The 17,125-nt window shown below is 65.6% G+C and carries 19 protein-coding genes; 14 read left to right on the top strand and 5 right to left on the bottom strand.

All coding sequences use genetic code 11. From position 1 onward, the window contains the following. Window positions 1–3: 3 nt before the first annotated feature. Together H0I76_RS03725 and H0I76_RS03720 are read right to left on the bottom strand one after the other, a co-directional pair. On the bottom strand, window positions 4–747 hold the full coding sequence (locus H0I76_RS03725) for a hypothetical protein (RefSeq protein ID WP_200607214.1): 744 nt from the start codon (window positions 745–747) through the stop codon (window positions 4–6). 61 nt (window positions 748–808) lie between these two features. Next, complete coding sequence (locus H0I76_RS03720) at window positions 809–1,816, bottom strand: Bug family tripartite tricarboxylate transporter substrate binding protein (RefSeq protein ID WP_200607212.1); 1,008 nt, start codon at window positions 1,814–1,816, stop codon at window positions 809–811. 122 nt (window positions 1,817–1,938) lie between these two features. On the opposite strand from H0I76_RS03720, the gene H0I76_RS03715 reads away from it, so the two are divergent. The 6 genes from H0I76_RS03715 to H0I76_RS03690 all read left to right on the top strand — a co-directional run bounded on the left by H0I76_RS03715 (window position 1,939) and on the right by H0I76_RS03690 (window position 6,584). Beyond that, complete coding sequence (locus H0I76_RS03715) at window positions 1,939–3,036, top strand: isocitrate/isopropylmalate dehydrogenase family protein (protein ID WP_200607209.1); 1,098 nt, start codon at window positions 1,939–1,941, stop codon at window positions 3,034–3,036. Continuing rightward, on the top strand, window positions 3,033–4,061 hold the full coding sequence (locus H0I76_RS03710; protein WP_200607207.1) for a Gfo/Idh/MocA family protein: 1,029 nt from the start codon (window positions 3,033–3,035) through the stop codon (window positions 4,059–4,061). Before H0I76_RS03715 ends, H0I76_RS03710 begins: the two co-directional genes overlap by 4 nt. Then, window positions 4,058–4,735, top strand: a complete 678-nt coding sequence (locus tag H0I76_RS03705; RefSeq protein ID WP_200607205.1) for a GntR family transcriptional regulator — start codon at window positions 4,058–4,060, stop codon at window positions 4,733–4,735. Before H0I76_RS03710 ends, H0I76_RS03705 begins: the two co-directional genes overlap by 4 nt. A gap of 198 nt (window positions 4,736–4,933) precedes the next feature. Next, window positions 4,934–5,356: a hypothetical protein gene (locus H0I76_RS03700; protein WP_200607203.1), complete on the top strand. Its 423-nt coding sequence runs from the start codon at window positions 4,934–4,936 to the stop codon at window positions 5,354–5,356. After that, complete coding sequence (locus H0I76_RS03695) at window positions 5,356–5,883, top strand: plastocyanin/azurin family copper-binding protein (protein WP_200607201.1); 528 nt, start codon at window positions 5,356–5,358, stop codon at window positions 5,881–5,883. The genes H0I76_RS03700 and H0I76_RS03695 overlap by 1 nt, the downstream gene beginning before the upstream one ends. Then, window positions 5,880–6,584, top strand: a complete 705-nt coding sequence (locus H0I76_RS03690; protein WP_200607198.1) for an RNA polymerase sigma factor — start codon at window positions 5,880–5,882, stop codon at window positions 6,582–6,584. Before H0I76_RS03695 ends, H0I76_RS03690 begins: the two co-directional genes overlap by 4 nt. Before the next feature lie 57 nt (window positions 6,585–6,641). On the opposite strand, the gene H0I76_RS19345 is transcribed toward H0I76_RS03690, so the two are convergent. Continuing rightward, the gene (locus H0I76_RS19345) at window positions 6,642–7,484 is read right to left on the bottom strand and encodes a LysR family transcriptional regulator (RefSeq protein ID WP_200607195.1); all 843 of its coding nucleotides are present in this window, start codon (window positions 7,482–7,484) and stop codon (window positions 6,642–6,644) included. 106 nt (window positions 7,485–7,590) lie between these two features. Here H0I76_RS19345 and H0I76_RS03680 point away from each other — a divergent pair, with 106 nt between their 5' ends. From H0I76_RS03680 to H0I76_RS03665, 4 genes are all read left to right on the top strand, one after another. Beyond that, on the top strand, window positions 7,591–7,890 hold the full coding sequence (locus H0I76_RS03680; RefSeq protein ID WP_200607193.1) for a hypothetical protein: 300 nt from the start codon (window positions 7,591–7,593) through the stop codon (window positions 7,888–7,890). A 20-nt stretch (window positions 7,891–7,910) separates the two neighbouring features. Then, complete coding sequence (locus H0I76_RS03675) at window positions 7,911–8,594, top strand: 5-formyltetrahydrofolate cyclo-ligase (RefSeq protein WP_200607191.1); 684 nt, start codon at window positions 7,911–7,913, stop codon at window positions 8,592–8,594. After that, window positions 8,591–8,953 (top strand): DUF488 domain-containing protein, encoded by a 363-nt coding sequence (locus H0I76_RS03670; RefSeq protein WP_200607189.1) that lies wholly within the window; start codon window positions 8,591–8,593, stop codon window positions 8,951–8,953. Before H0I76_RS03675 ends, H0I76_RS03670 begins: the two co-directional genes overlap by 4 nt. Window positions 8,954–9,068: 115 nt before the next feature. Then, window positions 9,069–9,551, top strand: coding sequence for a PAS domain S-box protein (locus H0I76_RS03665; RefSeq protein ID WP_200607187.1), 483 nt, complete (start codon window positions 9,069–9,071; stop codon window positions 9,549–9,551). Between the two features lie 25 nt (window positions 9,552–9,576). Here the strand turns inward: H0I76_RS03665 and H0I76_RS03660 are convergent, their stop codons facing one another. After that, entirely contained in the window at window positions 9,577–10,119 is a 543-nt protein-coding gene (locus tag H0I76_RS03660; RefSeq protein ID WP_200607185.1) for a hypothetical protein, read from the bottom strand. 315 nt (window positions 10,120–10,434) lie between these two features. On the opposite strand from H0I76_RS03660, the gene H0I76_RS03655 reads away from it, so the two are divergent. The 4 genes from H0I76_RS03655 to H0I76_RS03640 are packed head-to-tail and all read left to right on the top strand — an operon-like array spanning window position 10,435 to window position 14,725. After that, window positions 10,435–11,556 carry an MlaE family lipid ABC transporter permease subunit gene (locus tag H0I76_RS03655; protein ID WP_200607854.1) on the top strand — a complete coding sequence of 374 codons (1,122 nt, stop codon included), beginning with the start codon at window positions 10,435–10,437 and terminating at the stop codon, window positions 11,554–11,556. Then, entirely contained in the window at window positions 11,553–12,320 is a 768-nt protein-coding gene (locus tag H0I76_RS03650) for an ABC transporter ATP-binding protein (protein WP_200607184.1), read from the top strand. The genes H0I76_RS03655 and H0I76_RS03650 overlap by 4 nt, the downstream gene beginning before the upstream one ends. A gap of 27 nt (window positions 12,321–12,347) precedes the next feature. Further along, complete coding sequence (locus tag H0I76_RS03645) at window positions 12,348–14,087, top strand: MlaD family protein (RefSeq protein ID WP_200607182.1); 1,740 nt, start codon at window positions 12,348–12,350, stop codon at window positions 14,085–14,087. Between the two features lie 2 nt (window positions 14,088–14,089). Next, entirely contained in the window at window positions 14,090–14,725 is a 636-nt protein-coding gene (locus H0I76_RS03640) for an ABC-type transport auxiliary lipoprotein family protein (RefSeq protein ID WP_200607180.1), read from the top strand. A 217-nt stretch (window positions 14,726–14,942) separates the two neighbouring features. Here the strand turns inward: H0I76_RS03640 and katG are convergent, their stop codons facing one another. Then, complete coding sequence (gene katG, locus H0I76_RS03635; protein ID WP_200607177.1) at window positions 14,943–17,117, bottom strand: catalase/peroxidase HPI; 2,175 nt, start codon at window positions 17,115–17,117, stop codon at window positions 14,943–14,945. Window positions 17,118–17,125 lie beyond the last annotated feature (8 nt).

Here is a 17,125-nt window from a genome sequence, read left to right as displayed (position 1 = left end):
TACTTACTGGCTCCAGAGTGGGCGCAGATCCAGGTAGTAGGTCCGCTCGATCTGGCTGAAGATCAGTCCACCGCGGTTCGGAACGTTCTGCCGGAAGCCGAAGGCCATCGCCGTGACAAGGATCAGTGGCGCGATCACGGCGATCAGGGGCATCGCGCGCGTCAGCCGGTTTCGGTCCGGCCGTGTGAGGGCCCAGGTCGTCAGCAGGATCCAGATGGCCAATGCGACCCAGTCGTCGTCATGCGGCTTGTTCCACTCGCTCTGCGGAAGATGCCGGATCAACGCGTAGCTTCCCGCCAGCACGACTGCCCCCGCTGCCAGCCCCATGCGGCCCGCCTGGCCGGTGGAATACCCCCAGATCAGCGCGGTGATCAGGAGCCCGCTCGCAATGATGAAATCGACACGCGGGACCAGCCCGAGGATGTAGGCGGCCATGGCGGCCGCAATGGTTCCGATGCGCCAGATCTCGGCGCAGTCGAGACCGATGCCGGCGCCGCTCAGGGCCCGGGCAGCGTCACCCGAGACGATCGAGTTGGCCAGGAGGATCAGCGACAGGATAAGCAGCGCGCCGAAGATGAAGTAGGGCACGACCGCCGCCGAGTCGTAGAACTGCACCGACGAGACGCCAGCCACGCGCGTCGCCTGGAGCGGTATCGACGTGGTCTGCCAGATGAAGAACCCCGACAGGGCAATCAGGCCCAGCGAGGCCCAGAAATCGCGTGCACGCAGTTGCGATTTGTCGTCCATGACGGCCTCCCCGCCGGAACGGCATTGGCCGGCCCTTTCTCCGGGCCGGCCGCGCCGTGCCTCAAGGCTTCGGGATGCCGAGCGAGGCCGGGTCGACAGTCGTCTGTCCCAGGTCCGCGAGTGTCCAGGCGAAGCTGCTCTCGAGCCGGGCGAACAGTTCGCTCGCCTCGGCACCCGACTGTCCGCCGATGTCATAGTGGTTCATCTTCGCCCATTCGGCGACGACATCGGATTTCATCGCTTCCTGGAAGGCATTGGTGAGCACCTGCTTCACGTCGTCGGGCGCGGAGGCCGCAACGGCAAATCCGATGGCCTGCTTCAGGGGCAGATATGCATCGAGCCCGTCATACATCGTGAAGGCGGATTCGACCGTCTGCCCGGCGATCTCGGCGCTCTCGGGCGTCAGCATCGCGAGCGGACGCAGCTTGCCGCCTTCGATCAGCGGGGCCTGCTCGGCGAGCGACGTCACGACCAGTTGCACCTCGCCGGCCAGGGCTGCTTCCTGTGCGGGGGCGGATCCCTTGTAGGGAATGAACTTGAAGGTCGCGCCTGCACCCTTTTCGAGTGCGAGGAGATTGAGATGGTGGATCGAGCCTGCACCGCTGGCTCCCGCCGGGATGGTGCCGGGTGCGGCCTTGGCCGCGTCCACGAGTTCCTTCAGCGAGGTGTAGGGCGACGAGGCCGGGACCGAGATGAGATCGGGCGATCCTCCGACGATGAACGGATACCAGACGTCGAACCGCTCGCCCCAGCCGCCCTGGACCGCGGCGGTGACGTTGGACTCGGATATCCCGGCGAGCGTATAGCCGTCGTCGGGCTGGTTCATCGCATAGACCATGCCGTTGGAGCCGGCGACGCCGCCCGTGACGTTGGTCACGCTGATGCTGACCGGGAGGTGTTTCTCCATCTCGGCCATGATCATCCGGTTTATCGTGTCGGTGCCGCCGCCGGCGCCCCATACGACCACGTTGGTGATGTCGCGGTACGGATAGCTCTGCGCGCTGGCCGCGGTCGCGGACAGCCCCAGCACGATGGCCGCGGAGGCCACGGCGCAGATCAGGCTTTTCATCCCGTCCTCCCCTTCTTGACGGTTTAATGTTATTAGTGTTGCATAAAGTTGCGTATACATTAAAACACGCACTGTCAACGACATTGAGACACGGCAAGGAGGCCGCGGCGACGCGGGGTGCGATGGCCCGAACATTCGAGATTGCGGTCTTTCAGGGCGACGGTATCGGCCCTGAAGTCATCGCGCCGACGCTGAGCCTGCTCGACGAGCTTGCCGAGGGATCGCGTGCCTACTCGCTGCGATTCATCGACCTGCCCGCGGGGGCGGGGCACTACGCCACGACCGGCGAGGCATTGCCGGCCGCATCGATCGCCGCGGCACGCGATGCCGACGCGATCCTCCTCGCGGCCATGGGGCTGCCAACGGTCCGCTATCCCGACGGCACCGAGATCACGCCACAGATCGACCTGCGCATGGAATTCGGGCTTTATGCCGGACTGCGGCCCGTCCAGATCCGCCCTGGCCAGCCGACGCCGCTCCGCCTCGACGGAGGGCAGCCTGTGGATTTCGCGCTGGTCAGAGAGAGCACCGAGGGGCTTTTCTTCACGCTCGGCAAGGGCGAGGTCGGCGCGGACGAGGCCCGCGAGACGCTGAGGATCACGCGCCGCACCTCGGAGAAGCTGTTTCGTTTCGCCTTCGAACTCGCCCGCAAGCGCCGCGAGGAGGGGAAGGGGCGCGGCCATGTCACCTGCGTCGACAAGGCGAACGTCTTTCGCGCCTTCGCCTTCTTCCGTGGCATCTTCGACGAGATCGCGCGGGAGTATCCCGATGTCACCCATGATCACGCCTATGTCGACGCGATCTCGCTGTGGATGGTCGAGCGGCCATGGAGCTTCGACGTGCTGGTGACCGAGAACATGTTCGGCGACATCCTCTCGGATCTGGGCGCGGGCCTGATGGGGGGGCTGGGGCTGGCGCCGTCGGCCGATATCGGGGACGCGAACGCCCTGTTCCAGCCATGCCACGGGACGGCGCCGGATATCGTGGGCAGGGGGCTCGCCAATCCGATCGCAATGGTGCTGTCGGCCGGCATGATGCTGGATTGGCTGGGCACGAGACACGGCATCTCAGAACTGCGGGAGGACGCGGCGCGTATCGATGGGGCGGTCGGGTCGGTGCTGGGCGAGGGCAACGTTCGGACGCGGGACATGGGCGGGACGCACGGGACCGAGGACATGATCACAGCGATCCGCACGGCGATGCAGCGCGTTTCGGCATGAGCGCCGGGCCGACGGTCGCCTGTCTCGGGGCCGGCTATTTCAGCCAGTTCCACTACGATGCATGGTCGCGCATGCCTGGTGTCGAGGTCGTGGCTTCCTGCGACCGGCAGATCGAACGGGCGCAGGCGACCGGCCTCGCCGCCTACGCGGAACTTGGCGAGATGCTCGAGCGCGAGCGGCCCGACCTGCTCGACATCATCGTCCCGCCTCCGGCCCATGCCGAAAGCATCCGCGAGGCGGCGCGGTTCGGCGTGCGCGCGGTGATCTGCCAGAAGCCCTTCTGCACATCTCTGGCCGAAGCGCGCGAGATGGCGGACCTGGCCGATGTGGCCGGGATGACCCTGGTGGTGCACGAGAATTTCAGATTTCAGCCCTGGTATCGGGCAATCCGCGCGGCGATCGATGGCGGCAAGATCGGCGCCGTACTTCAGGTGACGTTCCGGCTGCGCCCGGGTGATGGGCAGGGGCCGCGCGCCTATCTCGACCGACAGCCCTATTTCCAGACGATGCCGCGTTTTCTCGTGCACGAGACCGCCGTCCACTGGATCGACACGTTCCGTTACCTTCTGGGGCCGCCAACCGAGGTCTATGCCGACTTGCGCAAGCTCAATCCCGCCATTCTTGGCGAGGACGCGGGATATATCGTCTTCGGCTTCGAAGGCGGTGTCCGGGCGCTTTTCGACGGGAACAGGCTTCTCGACCACGCTGCGGGCAATCCGCGCCGGACGATGGGCGAGGCGCTGGTCGAGGGCATGGCGGGCACGATGATGCTCGACGGCGAGGGTGTCGTTCGCCTGCGTCGCTTCGGCGCCGTCGAGGACGACTGCCTCTTTACCAACGCGCCCGACCGGGGCTTTGGCGGCGACTGCGTCTTCGCGCTGCAACAGCATGTGGTTCAAGGGCTTGCAGGACAATGCAGCATCGAGAACACTGCTCGTGACTACCTGGCCGTGAAGATCATCGAAGAGGCTGTGTATGACTCTGCCCGCACAGGGCGTCTGGTGAGCCTCGCGGGGTCGCCATGAATGACGTTCGGATCAAGCCGCTCTCCACGAGTCATCGCGCCTACGAGGAGCTTCGCGATCTGATTTTCCGCGGGGAGCTGGCGGCCGGATCAGACCATCTCGAGACGGAACTCGCGGAACGCCTCGGGATGTCCCGCACGCCGGTGCGCGAGGCCGCGCTCATGCTCGAGGCCCAGGGGTTGCTGGAGGTGCGTCCGCGGAAGGGGGTGCGCATCCTGCCGATCTCTCCCGACGACATGCGCGAGATCTACGAGGTCCTGACCGAACTGGAAAGCCTGGCGGCCGAGCGCGCGGCTGCGGCAGGATACGATGATCCGGATCTGAAGGCGCTGAGCGTAGCCATGGATGACATGGACGTCGCTCTCGCCAGCAAGGACCTCGAGGCCTGGGCGCGCGCCGATGATGCGTTCCACACGGAACTCGTTCGACTGGGCGGGAATTCTCGGGTCTGCTCGATCGTCACCATGATGGCCGACCAGGTCCGCCGCGCGCGGCTGGTGACGCTTCACCTGCGCCCGCTGCCGACAAAGTCGAACGAGGATCACCGTGCCGTGCTGGAGGCGATCCGCAACCATGACCCGGCCTTGGCGCGCAAACTGCACCGCGCTCACCGTGCCGATGCGATGGCAATGCTCTTGGACCTGATCGAGCGAAGCCGCCTGCGACACCTCTGAGCCCGCTGCGAAGGCTGCCGTCAGACCTTGCGTGCGGGGCTGCGAGCAACGCCGAAGTGCCGGCTGCCCCAACTCATCATCTTTGCGCGCCGCACGAGCCGTTCAGAAATCTCTCCGGCTGCCCGGGAACCTTTGTCGCGTCGTCGCATCCAACGGGGTGAGCCAGGGCAGGGGTCCTGGTCGCCAGAGGAGACAGACATGTTCCACAGGATGATTATCGCCGCACTCGGCGCCACGCTTTTCATGGCGGCTCCCGCCAGCGCCCATGACGAGGAGGCCCTTCGCAACGCGCCTCCGGCCGCGCCCTATGCCAAGGTCAGTGACCTCGTCGCCCTGCCGGATTTCCTGCCCGGCCTTGGCATGCTCTACGTCGATCCCGCCACGCTGCCGGCCGGCCCGTTCCTCGGCTACGACCGCGACGGAAAGCTGGCGGCGACGATCTACATGACGCCGATCGAAGCGCTCGAGAGCGGCACTTCCTTCGACGACCTCGGGGTCGGCTCGCACAACGTGTCTGCGGTCGACATCTACTACAACGCCGGTCATCCGGGCGTCGACAAGCCCCATGCGCATGTCGTGCTGCTGCATGGCGAGGACGCTCGGGCGCGGCTGGCCGAGTGATGATCACGCGAAGACAGTTCGGAAGGGTGGCGGGCGGTGCGCTCGCCGCCCTGGCCTCCCGCAGGCCTGTCGGTGCGGCGGCGCCGCGCGACATCGAGATGCGCGGAACCGCGCGGGGCGAACGGGTCTGGTTTGCGCCGCTTGCGATCGCCGTCGCGCCCGGCGCAATGCTGCGTTTCGTGAACCATGACAAGGGCAACAGCCACACCGCCACGACGTATCATCCGGCGATCTTCGACCGCCCACGGCGCATTCCGTCAGGTGCGGCGCCCTGGGACAGCGACTTCCTGCTTCCCGGCGCGAGCTTCGAGGTCACGTTGAGCGTGCCTGGCGTCTACGACTATTACTGCATTCCCCACGAGCATGCGGGCATGGTCGGGCGCATCGTGGTTGGCCGACCGGGCGATCCCGGCTGGGAGGGTCCCGCGGGGGATGCGGGCGACTTGCCCGAGGCGGCGCTGAAAGCCTTTCCGAGGGTCGCCGAGATCCTTGCGAAGGGACGGATCATGCCCGAGGATCTGGCATGATCCCCAACAGCAGACAGCACCGAATTCGCGAGCCGCGCGATCTTGACGAAAGGGCGCTGGTCGCCGGCGCCCGCGATGGCGACGAGGCGGCGGTACGCGAACTGATCCGTCGCCTGAACCCCCGGCTCTTCCGTGTCGCGCGCGGCATCGTCGACAGCGATGCCGAAGCCGAGGAGGTTGTGCAGGAAAGCTATCTTTCTGCTTTTACACGGCTTTCCTCGTTTCGTGAGGAAGCGCGTTTCTCGACCTGGATCACCCGCATCGTTCTCAACACCGCGCGCATGCGCCGCCGCGCCGCGCGCCCTCAGGAGGAGTACGATACCGTGGCTGAGAACGAATTTCCGGGCGCCGATGTCCTGGCATTTCCGGCGCGGGGAACCGAGAGGCCCGAAGTGATGCTCGCCCGTACGCAGGTGCGCGCGATGCTCGAGACTGCCGTGGCCAGCCTACCCGACGAGCTCCGCGTCGTGTTCCTGATGCGCGAGGTCGAGGGCATGAGCGTGCGCGATGTGGCGCATGACCTCTCGCTCAACCCTGTTACCGTCAAGACGCGCCTCTTCCGCGCGCGCCGACGGTTGAAGGCAATTCTCGAATCCGAGGTAAGTGCGGGCTTCGAGGCAATCTTTCCATTCGATGGCGCCCGCTGCGCCGGGATGGCCGAGCGGGTTACTGAGAGGCTGAAGCAAGACGGTGTGCTCTGAGCTGCGCGGGGCAGGGAAGGTCGCGGGCCGATCCTGCTTTGGGTGGCGCTGTCGTGATCAGACAGTCGCCGCCGCCCGCCCTGCGAGCGCCTCGATCATCGGATCGATCAGCTTCGTGTCCCGGTCATGCGGATAGACAGCCCAGATCGGGAGCACGAAGGCGGGGGCGCCCGGGACCTCCTCGAGCCGGCCGTCAGCGACGAGGTGCCGGACCTGGCGCGACGGAAGATATGCCGATCCGCCATGATCGAGGATATGCTGCAGCGCCAGCCATCCCACATTGACCGAGAGATGCGGGCCCGGAAGATCCGGAAAGCTCGCGCTGTGCTGGGAATAGAACTCCGGCCCCCAGTTCACGTAGACATAGGCGCCTTCATGCGGCGCGGCACGTGCCGACCGGACCAGGACCAGCCTTTCCTCGGCAATGCGCGCCAGTTCCATGCCTGGTCTTCGCTGCGGGGCATACATCACGCCAATGTCGATGCGACCATCGATCAGGCCTTGCATCAGGTCGGGCTCGAACCCGATTTCCGCGCTGAACGAGATGTCGGGGATGCTCGTCGTCAGTTCCGCCAGCCAGTCGAGCATGAGGCCATCCCAAAGGCCGATACGAGCACCCACGACGACTCCGGCCCGGAAGCCGCGCGGGAGGCCGATGTCATGGCGCGCCTGTTCGACGGTCCGGACCAGCAACGCCGCATGTTTCTGAAACCTGCGCCCCGCGTCAGTGATGACGGCGCCTGCCTTGTTGCGGGTGAAGAGCCGGCGGCCGAACTGATCCTCGAGCGTCCGGATGCGCGCGCTCACGGTCGATTGGGTGACGTGCAGGCGTTCGGCTGCGGCGACGAAGCTCCCGGTCGCCGCGACGGCAAGGAAGGTGCGGGCGAGTTCCGTGTCCATGGCAGTTTAATATTGGAAATGTCGAATTTAAAATCAAATAACTTTTGTTTTCGTGATCTTATCGAACCCGCTATCGTCATGCTGATGGAGAGCATGGGTCAGTGTCATGCGCAGCGACGTTTCCGCATTTGATGTCATCGGCCATACCTTCTGGCTGGGCGCCGAGCCGGACATTGCAAACCCGCGGATGCGGCGCATCGCGGAATGCGTTGGCGATATCCGACCCGCTATCGTTCGGGCCGCGGCGGCCTATGGCGACCGGCGGATCGTCTGGGCACTCACGGCAATCATCGTCGACATGGCGATCGAGGCCGGCGACGCCGAGATGGTCGCGGCGATTTTCCGGACGAATGCGCGACTGCTCGAACGGGAAACGGGCGTCGACCTTCTCGGCATCGACCCGTGACCACGGAGGAAGGAGACGTGATGCAAGACGATACGGACGGCGCAAGCTTTGCCTCGCCCCCCTGCTTCGCTCACGAGCTGGCTCTGGGCCCCGACGGCTATGTCGTGATGGATGCGGACACGGCTCGGGACGTGGCGCGCTGGCGCAAGGCTGAGCGCGAGCGCCTGATCGCCTCGCGCCTTGCCGTGCCGGCAGCCGAGCGCCAGCGCGTCGCCGAAGAGGTGGCGGCCGAACTCGATCGGCTGATCGAGCCTCGGCCCGGTGTCACGGTCAGCCTCTACTGGCCGTTTCGCGGTGAGCTGGACCTGAGGGAATGGATGACCCGCGCCGCGATACGCGGCGCGAGCATCGCGTTGCCGATCGTCGTCGAGAAAGGACAGCCGCTGGTCTTCCGCGCCTGGCACCCCGGTTGCCGGATGGAGAGGGGCGTCTGGAACATTCCCGTGCCGGCGGATGGCGAGCAGGTGATCCCGGACGTCACGATCGCACCGGTGGTGGGATACGATCCCGCAAGCTATCGGCTTGGATACGGGGGCGGTTTCTTCGATCGAACGCTCGCGTCGTTCGCGGCGCGTCCGCAGGTGATCGGTGTGGGTCACCCCTGCGCGGCGATACCGACAATCCATCCGCAGCCACATGACATTCCGATGGATGTTATCGTGACGGGCGCTGGTCGGGTGCAGACCAGGACGGATGCGCGGTGAGCGGGCTGCGCGTAAAGCGCGCCTATCGCGCGGCCCGTCAGTCGGACGGGCAGCGCGTGCTGGTCGACCGGCTCTGGCCGCGCGGGTTGGCGAAGGATCGGCTTCGCATCCACCACTGGGCGCGCGACCTTGCGCCAAGCGAGGGGCTCAGGACGTGGTTCGGCCATGATCCCTCGAAGTGGAACGAGTTTCGATGGCGCTATGCACGTGAGCTCGACGGTTGCCCGCAGGCCATCGCGGACCTTCGCCAGCGGCTGAGGGAGGGGCCGGTGACGCTCGTCTACGCCGCGAAGGACGAGGCGCACAACAACGCGATCGCGCTGAAGGAGTATCTCGAAGCCGCCGACGTTCGGACGTGAGGGCAACGGCTCTTGCCAGGATCGCGAATGTCGGTTTTCGAGGCGCCAGTTCGGCGGGTAGCGAAGCCGAGCGCCTGCATTGGGGCCGCCCCTGAGCGCCTTTTGCCCCGCGGCCATGGCGCAGTGGTTCAGTTTGGTTGGTAAAGCGAAGGATGCGCCGATGGATCTCGATGCACTCGGCCGCAGGCTGATCGAGGGAATGCCCGATGCGCTGGTCGTGTCGGATGCGCACGGGATCATTCGCTTCTGGAATGAGGGCGCCGAGCGGATCTTCGGTTTTGAGCGGAGCGAAGCGGTCGGCCAGTCCCTGGACATCATCACGCCTGAGCATCTGAGAGCCCGGCACTGGTCCGGCTACCTCCGTACGATGAAGACGGGCAAGACGCGCTATGGAGCGGGGGACCTGCTTTCGGTCCCAGCCACGCGCAAGGACGGGACGCGGATCTCGATCCAGTTCTCGATCATGCCGGTCGCCGATGAGCATGGCGGGCTGTCAGGCGTTGCCGCCGTCATGCGCGACGTCACGGCCGAGTTCGAGGAACGCAAGCGGCTCAAGGCGGAACTGGCGCGGCGCGACAGGCTGGCGTCGGCCGGATGACAGTGAGGGCGCGTCGAAGCGCCCCTCACTTGACCTTGATGAACTTGGCCCCGCCAGTCGAGCCTTCCTTGTCGGCCGCGTTGCCGCCGAGTGCGGGTGCGCCGCTGCCCGGTTTGGGCGCTTCCATCATCTTCGGCTCGGCGGGCGGCAGGGGATTGTCGCTCATCGCGGTCTCATTGAGTTCGAGGCCCTGGTGTGCGGTCCCACGAGGGCGTTCGTTCGACCAGCGCGTGCCGCTTGCGCGGCTGGAGTCCGGGACGAGGTAGCGTACGGCGACGACCTTCTCGCCGTGAACGACGCAGTCGAAATGCACGCTCTCGGCATCGTCGAAGTCGGCGTTGCCATAGAAGTGCCATTGCCGGTCTCGCAGAACGAGACTTGTCTCCCGCACCTCGAGCGCTTTCTGCGGGCCCGACATTTCAGTCATGCACAGTTGCTTCGCCTCGTCTTCCGTGGCTGCTTCGGCGGGTCCGGTCTGGAAGCCGAGCGCGATAATCGCCGCGATGGCGAGCGACAATGCAAAGCGCGCGCGATCCGATCCAGTCAAGCTGCCAATCAAGTCTGACATGAGGTCTCTCCCTCGTGATTTCATGCCGAGCCTACATGACCCGAGCACGAGACTTCAAAAGTGAATCGCGAAATCCGGGCTGAAGCCGTGATTTTTGTGGTGTCGGGCGACGGTTCTTGCATCGGAGTCTTGCCGGTATCGGCGACCCGGCGCCGGCGGCCGCGCGGGCGGCGATGTTTCGGGGGGCGCTCCCTGCCCATTTTTCCGGTGGAGCGCGGGCAAGGATGCAATCGTTTACGGCCCGCCGTGAAAAGGCCACGATCGGGCGTCGAAGATTCGGCAGGTTGCCGGGGCGCACGGGAGCATGACATTGCGATGAGCGGTGTGAGCGTCGACATGAGACGCGAAGGCGATGGAGCGGTCCTGAGCATTGCAGGGCAGGTGGTGATGGCCACGCTCCATGTGCTCGAGCCCAGCCTGAGCAAAGCGCCCTCGGGTGCTCGGGTCGTTATCGACCTGAGCAGGGTCGATACGCTCGACACCGGCGGAGCATGGCGGATCCTTCAGCTTCAGGCGAAGCTAGAGGCGGAAGGCTCGCGCGTTCAGATCGTCGGCCTCGACCCGCACGAGGCAGAGCTGCTCGAAACGGTGGCGCGCGGGCTTCCCGCGGCGGAGGGGATCGAAGAGCCCCCGGGCGGCTTCGTCGGCTGGGTCGCGGGGGTCGGTGAGAAGGTTGCGGATATCGCCCGCACCAGCATCGAGATCCTCGGCTTTATCGGCCTCGTGCTGGCGCGCGCCGTGAACACATTGATCCGGCCGAGCCGGCTGAGGGGAACCGCCCTCGTCCACCACATGCAGGAGGTCGGCTTCAACGCCGTTCCCATCGTGTCGCTCATGGCTTTCCTGATCGGCGTGGTGTTGGCGTTCCAGGGCTCGGTGCAGCTTCGCCAGTTCGGCGCCGAGGTCTTCGTCGTGAACCTGATCGCGATCTCGGTGCTGCGTGAGCTTGGCATCTTGCTCACCGCGATCATCGTCGCAGGCCGCTCGGGCTCTGCATTTACCGCAGCGATAGGGTCGATGAAGATCCGCGAGGAAATCGATGCGATGCGCACGCTCGGGCTTGATCCGATCGAGGTGCTGGTCCTGCCGCGGGTCTTTGCCCTTTTGTTCATGCTCCCCGTGCTCGGGTTCATTGCCAACGTGATGGGGTTGCTCGGTGGCGGCCTGATGAGCTGGATCGAGCTTGGGGTCAGCCCGGGCATGTTCATTGCCCGACTCTACGAGACGACCGACATCTGGCATCTTGGCGTGGGCTTCATCAAGGCGCCGTTCTTTGCCTTCATCATCGGTGTCATCGGCTGCTACGAGGGTCTCAAGGTGGAAGGGAGCGCCGAGTCGGTCGGCCGTCTCACGACCGCTTCGGTCGTCCTGTCGATCTTCTCGGTGATCGTGGTCGACGCGATCTTTTCGGTGTTCTTCGCGGAGATTGGCGTATGAGCGGAGCGCGCGAGCCCGTTATCGAGGTGCGGGGGCTGGTCAACCAGTTTGGCAGCCAGGTCGTGCATGATGGCCTGGACCTCGATGTCTACCGTGGCGAAGTGCTCGGCGTCGTCGGCGGATCGGGAACCGGGAAATCCGTGCTCCTGCGCACGATCGTCGGCCTGATCCGTCCGAAGGCCGGGTCGATCCGGGTTTTCGGACGCGACGTGCTCAAGGCGTCCGATGCCGAGCGGCGCGAGATCGAAAAGCGGTGGGGCGTGCTTTTTCAGGACGGCGCGCTGTTTTCGTCGCTCACCGTTCTGCAGAATGTCGAGGCGCCCATGCGTGAGCAGCTTTCGCTGCCGCATTCCATGATGAAGGCCTTGGGCGAGCTGAAGATCTCGATGGTCGGTCTGCCGCCGCTCGCCTGCGGCAAGTTTCCCTCCGAGCTTTCGGGGGGCATGCGCAAACGCGCGGGGCTCGCGCGTGCGCTCGCGCTCGATCCCGAGATCGTGTTCCTCGACGAGCCGACGGCCGGTCTCGACCCGATCGGCGCCGCCGCGTTCGACGAGCTGATCGGTCAGCTTCAGAAATCGCTCGGGCTTACGGTCTTCATGGTAACCCATGACCTGGATAGCCTTCAGGCGATCTGCGACCGGGTCGCCGTCCTTGCGGAGAAGCGAGTACTCGTGACCGGCACGATGGACGAGATGCTGAAGGTCGACCACCCTTGGGTGCACGAATATTTTCATGGCCCCCGCGCCCGCGCGGTTACGGCCTGACAGAAAGCGGGAGAGGGTCGAGCGCGGATGGAAACACGTGCGAACTACGTCCTGATCGGGCTCTTCACCATTCTCGGTGTACTCGGCGCGCTCGGCTTCTTCCTGTGGCTGGCAAAGGTCGAGGTCGACCGGCAGTACGCCTATTACGATGTGCTCTTCGACAGCGTCTCCGGCCTCGGTTCGGCAGGTAGCGTGCGCTTCAACGGGCTTCCGGTCGGACAGGTCGTGTCGCTGGCCCTGGACGAGGACAACCCCGGCAAGGTGCGCGTCGGCCTCGAAATCGCGGCCGAGACGCCTGTCACGACCGACACGGTGGCCACGCTCGAGTTCCAGGGCGTCACGGGCGTCTCTTACGTGTCTCTCTCGGGCGGCAGCCCGGGCGCGGCGCCTCTCGCGCGTCCGGCCGATGGCTCGAACCCGGTCATTCCCTCGGCCCGTTCAGCCTTCCAGAGCATCTTCGAGGGAGCGCCTGAATTGCTGGAGAAGGCAATCTCGCTGCTCGAGGAGGTGCGCGAGGTCGTCAGCGACGAAAACCGCGAGGCCATCACGGGGATCCTCAGTAACCTCGAGAGCGCGTCGGGTGAGCTCGACACCGTGCTGAAGGATTTCTCGGCGCTGTCGGCCGACCTCTCAGGCGCGGCGCGTGAAGTCGTCGAGTTCTCAGGCACGCTCGACGGTCTCGCGGTAACGGCTGATCGCACCCTCAACAGTGCCGACGAGACGATGCGGGCGGCGACGGAAGGGATACGCAAGGCCGAGGTGGCGATCGGCGACGCGTCGGCAGCGCTCAAGAGCGCCGAGGCCACTTTCGGCAGCGCGAATGAACTGATCGCGAACGATCTGCCCAAACTCATCGCGTCGGTGGATCAGACGGCCGTCACGATCGGCAACGTCGCCCAGGACCTGGGAATGCGCGCGGGTGGCGTTGCCGACAGGATCGAGGTTCTGACCGACACCGCGATCGCGCGGCTCGTCGAGGCCGAGACCGTCATCGCCCGCCTCGACACGACGATCGACCAGGCCGACACGACGCTGAAATCGGTCGATACGCTCGCCCGTGATGTCGACGCGCTGGTCACGGGCGAGGGCGCGGCGCTGGTTCGTGAAGCGCGCGCTGCCGTCGAGGGCGCCAGCACGGCCATCGACAGTGTCAACCGCGTCGTCGATCAGGATGTTCCTGCCATCATGGCTGACGTGCGCAGTGCAACCGGCGAAATCAACCGGCTGATCACGACGCTCGGTCCCGAGATCGAGACCGCGGCCGGCCGGCTCGAAGCAATCACAGTCGGTGCCGAGAGGACGCTTGGCGCCGCGGCGGAGACGTTCGAGCGCGCGAACGTGACGCTTGCGGCCATCGACAATACCTTGACCGGTGCGGACGCCGCGCTGGCCTCGGCAACCCGCACCTTCGACAGCGCGAGCGTCCTTCTCGAACAGGATGCAGGCGCCATACTCGAGGACATCCGCAATACGGTGGCGTCGCTCGAGGAGTCGGTCGGCGCTGCCTCGGCCGATCTTCCGCGCATCACCGCGGATGTCCGTGCCGTTCTGGACAATGCGCAGAGCCTCGTTGGAAACATCAATGCGATCGTGGTCGAGAACCGAGACGAGATCGACGGGTTCGCCCAGGTCGGGCTGACCGAGTTCGTGCGCTTCGTGCAGGAGGCGAGAAAGCTCGTCCAGAACCTCGAGCGGCTCACGGCGCGGATCGAGCGTGATCCGGCGCGGTTCCTGCTCGGCACCCAGGCCCCCGAATTCCGGAGATGATGATGTTGTTGAACCGCTTCGGCGCGCTGGGCGCCGCCTTGTTGCTGTCCGGGTGCACGGGGCTTGCCACGCTCAATGCCGTGACGACCCCGAAGGATCTCTACGAACTCACGCCCAAGAGCAGCTACGATCCGGGGTTGCCGCAACTCAATGCGCAGCTCGTGATCGAGGAGCCGACAGCGGCGGCCGGGCTGAACACTGACCGTATCGCCGTGAAGCCCAATCCGTTTGCGGTGCAGTATTTTCCGAAATCCGGCTGGGTCGACCGTGCGCCGCTGATGGTGCAGACCCTGCTGGTCGAGAGCTTCGAGAACACCGGCAAGGTCCGATCGGTGGGGCGACAGGCGATCGGGCTTTCGGCCGATTACACCTTGCTGACCGATCTGCGCGAGTTTCAGGCGCGTCTCGTTCCGAACGGGGGAAGCGACATCCTCGTTCAGGTGCAGCTCAACATGAAGATCGTCGAGGAGCCGCGTGGCGTCATCATCGCGTCGGAGTCCTTCGGATTCGAGACACCCGCGGCATCGGGCGAGATGCTGGATGTGGTCGCCGCCTTCGACGAGGCGCTCGGCAAGACGATGCGCTCGGCCGTCGATTGGGCGGTGGTGCAGAGTGCCGCGGCCGCAGCCAAGCGTTGATCGGCTGCATCATGGGCGACAGGCACTGAACGGCACGGGCCCTAAATGAAGACAGCGCGATCGCAGCGGTGCCAAGGCTTCGGAAAGCGCGACGCATTCAGGGTGTGGGGGAGCTTGCCCGCGTCTCGGCCGCGCCTGACCGGCGGCGGGTTACGGCGCCGCGGGTGGCACCCGGGCATGGCCAGCATGGCCACGCCCGGGCGCGCGATCGTCTCGATCAGGCGAGGTCGAAGCGATCCGCGTTCATCACCTTCGTCCATGCCGCGACGAAGTCGTGCACGAACTTCTCCGCGCTGTCGTCCTGGGCATAGACCTCAGCATAGGCACGCAGGATCGAGTTCGATCCGAACACGAGATCCGTGCGGGTGGCGGTCCACTTGACCGCGTCCGTCTTGCGGTCGCGGATCTCGTAGGTGCCATCTCCGACCGGCTTCCAGCTATAACCCATGTCGGTCAGGTTGACGAAGAAGTCGGTCGTCAGGGCCCCTTCGCGGTCGGTGAAGACGCCGTGCTTGGTGCCGCCGTGGTTGGTGCCCATGGCGCGCATGCCACCGACCAGAACCACCATCTCGGGAGCGGTCAGGCCCATGAGCTGGGTGCGGTCGAGCATGAGTTCCTCGGGGCTGACGGCATAGTCCTTCTTCAGCCAGTTGCGATAACCATCGGCCAACGGCTCCAGCACGTCGAAGGACTCGGCGTCCGTCATCTCCGCGGTCGCGTCGCCACGGCCCGGCGCGAAGGGCACCTCGATGTCGAAGCCCGCGGCCCTAGCCGCCTGCTCGACGCCGACGTTGCCGGCCAGCACGATCACGTCGGCGATGCTGGCCCCGGCCCCGGCCGCGATCGGCTCGAGAACCGAAAGGACGCGGGCGAGGCGGTCGGGCTCGTTGCCCTCCCAGTCCTTCTGCGGCGCGAGGCGAATGCGGGCGCCGTTGGCTCCGCCGCGCATGTCCGAGCCGCGATAGGTGCGGGCGCTGTCCCAGGCGGTAGACACCATGTCCGGGATGCTAAGGCCGCTCGCCGCGATCTTGGCCTTCACCGCCGCCACGTCGTAGCCCGTCGAGCCGGCGGGGATCGGATCCATCCAGATCAGATCCTCTTTCGGCACATCCGGGCCGATGTAACGGACCTTCGGCCCCATGTCGCGATGGGTCAGCTTGAACCAGGCTCGGGCGAAGGTGTCCTTGAAGTACTCGGGATCGGCCATGAACTTCTGGCAGATCGCGTTGTAAGCGGGGTCCACCTTCATCGCCATGTCGGCGTCGGTCATGATCGGGTTATGCCGGCGCGACGGGTCGCTGGCGTCAACCGGCTTGTCCTCTTCCTTGATGTCGACCGGCTCCCACTGCCAGGCGCCTGCGGGGCTTTTCCTCAGCTCCCACTCGTAGCCGAACAGCAGCTTGAAATAGCCCATGTCGAACTGTGTCGGGTGCGTCGTCCAGGCGCCCTCGAGGCCCGAGGTCACCGCGTTGGCCGCCTTCCCCTTCATGTTCGGGTTCGCCCAGCCGAAGCCCTGCAATTCGATGGGCGCGCCCTCGGGATCGGGGCCCAGAGCCTCGGCGTCGCCGTTGCCATGGCACTTGCCGACGGTGTGGCCGCCGGCGGTCAGTGCGGCGGTTTCCTCGTCATTCATCGCCATGCGCGCGAAAGTCTCACGCACCTGCGCGGCGGTTTTCAGCGGGTCGGGCTTGCCGTTCACGCCCTGCGGATTGACGTAGATGAGCCCCATCTGCACGGCTGCGAGCGGGTTCTCCATCGTCGACGGGTCGTCGACGCTCCCGTAGCGTTCATCGCTGGGCGCAAGCCATTCCTTCTCGGCGCCCCAGTAGACGTCCTTCTCGGGGTGCCAGATGTCCTCGCGCCCGAAGCCGAAGCCGAAGGTCTTGAGGCCCATCGACTCGTAGGCAGCGTTGCCGGCGAGGATGATCAGGTCGGCCCAGCTGATCTTGTTTCCGTATTTCTTCTTGATGGGCCACAACAGTCGCCGAGCCTTGTCGAGGCTGGCGTTGTCAGGCCACGAGTTCAGGGGCGCGAAGCGCTGGTTGCCCGTTCCGCCGCCGCCACGGCCATCGGCGAGGCGGTAGGAACCGGCGGCGTGCCATGCCATGCGAATCATCAGGCCGCCGTAGTGACCCCAGTCAGCGGGCCACCAGTCCTGGCTGTCCGTCATCAGCGCGTGGAGATCGGCCTTCAGAGCATCGACGTCGAGTTTCTTCAACTCGTCCCGATAGTTGAAGTCCTTGCCCATCGGGTTGGTCTTGGTGTCATGCTGATGCAGGATGTCGAGATTGAGCGCATTGGGCCACCAATCCATCACCGAGCTTCCGACTTCGGTAACTGCGCCGTGCATCACCGGGCATTTGCCTGCATTCGGGGCGTCGTTTCCGTCCATTTCCGTCT

This window comes from Thermohalobaculum xanthum (assembly GCF_016623495.1).
Lineage (GTDB): Bacteria > Pseudomonadota > Alphaproteobacteria > Rhodobacterales > Rhodobacteraceae > Thermohalobaculum > Thermohalobaculum xanthum.
This window is presented reverse-complemented; position numbering and strand designations above follow the sequence as displayed.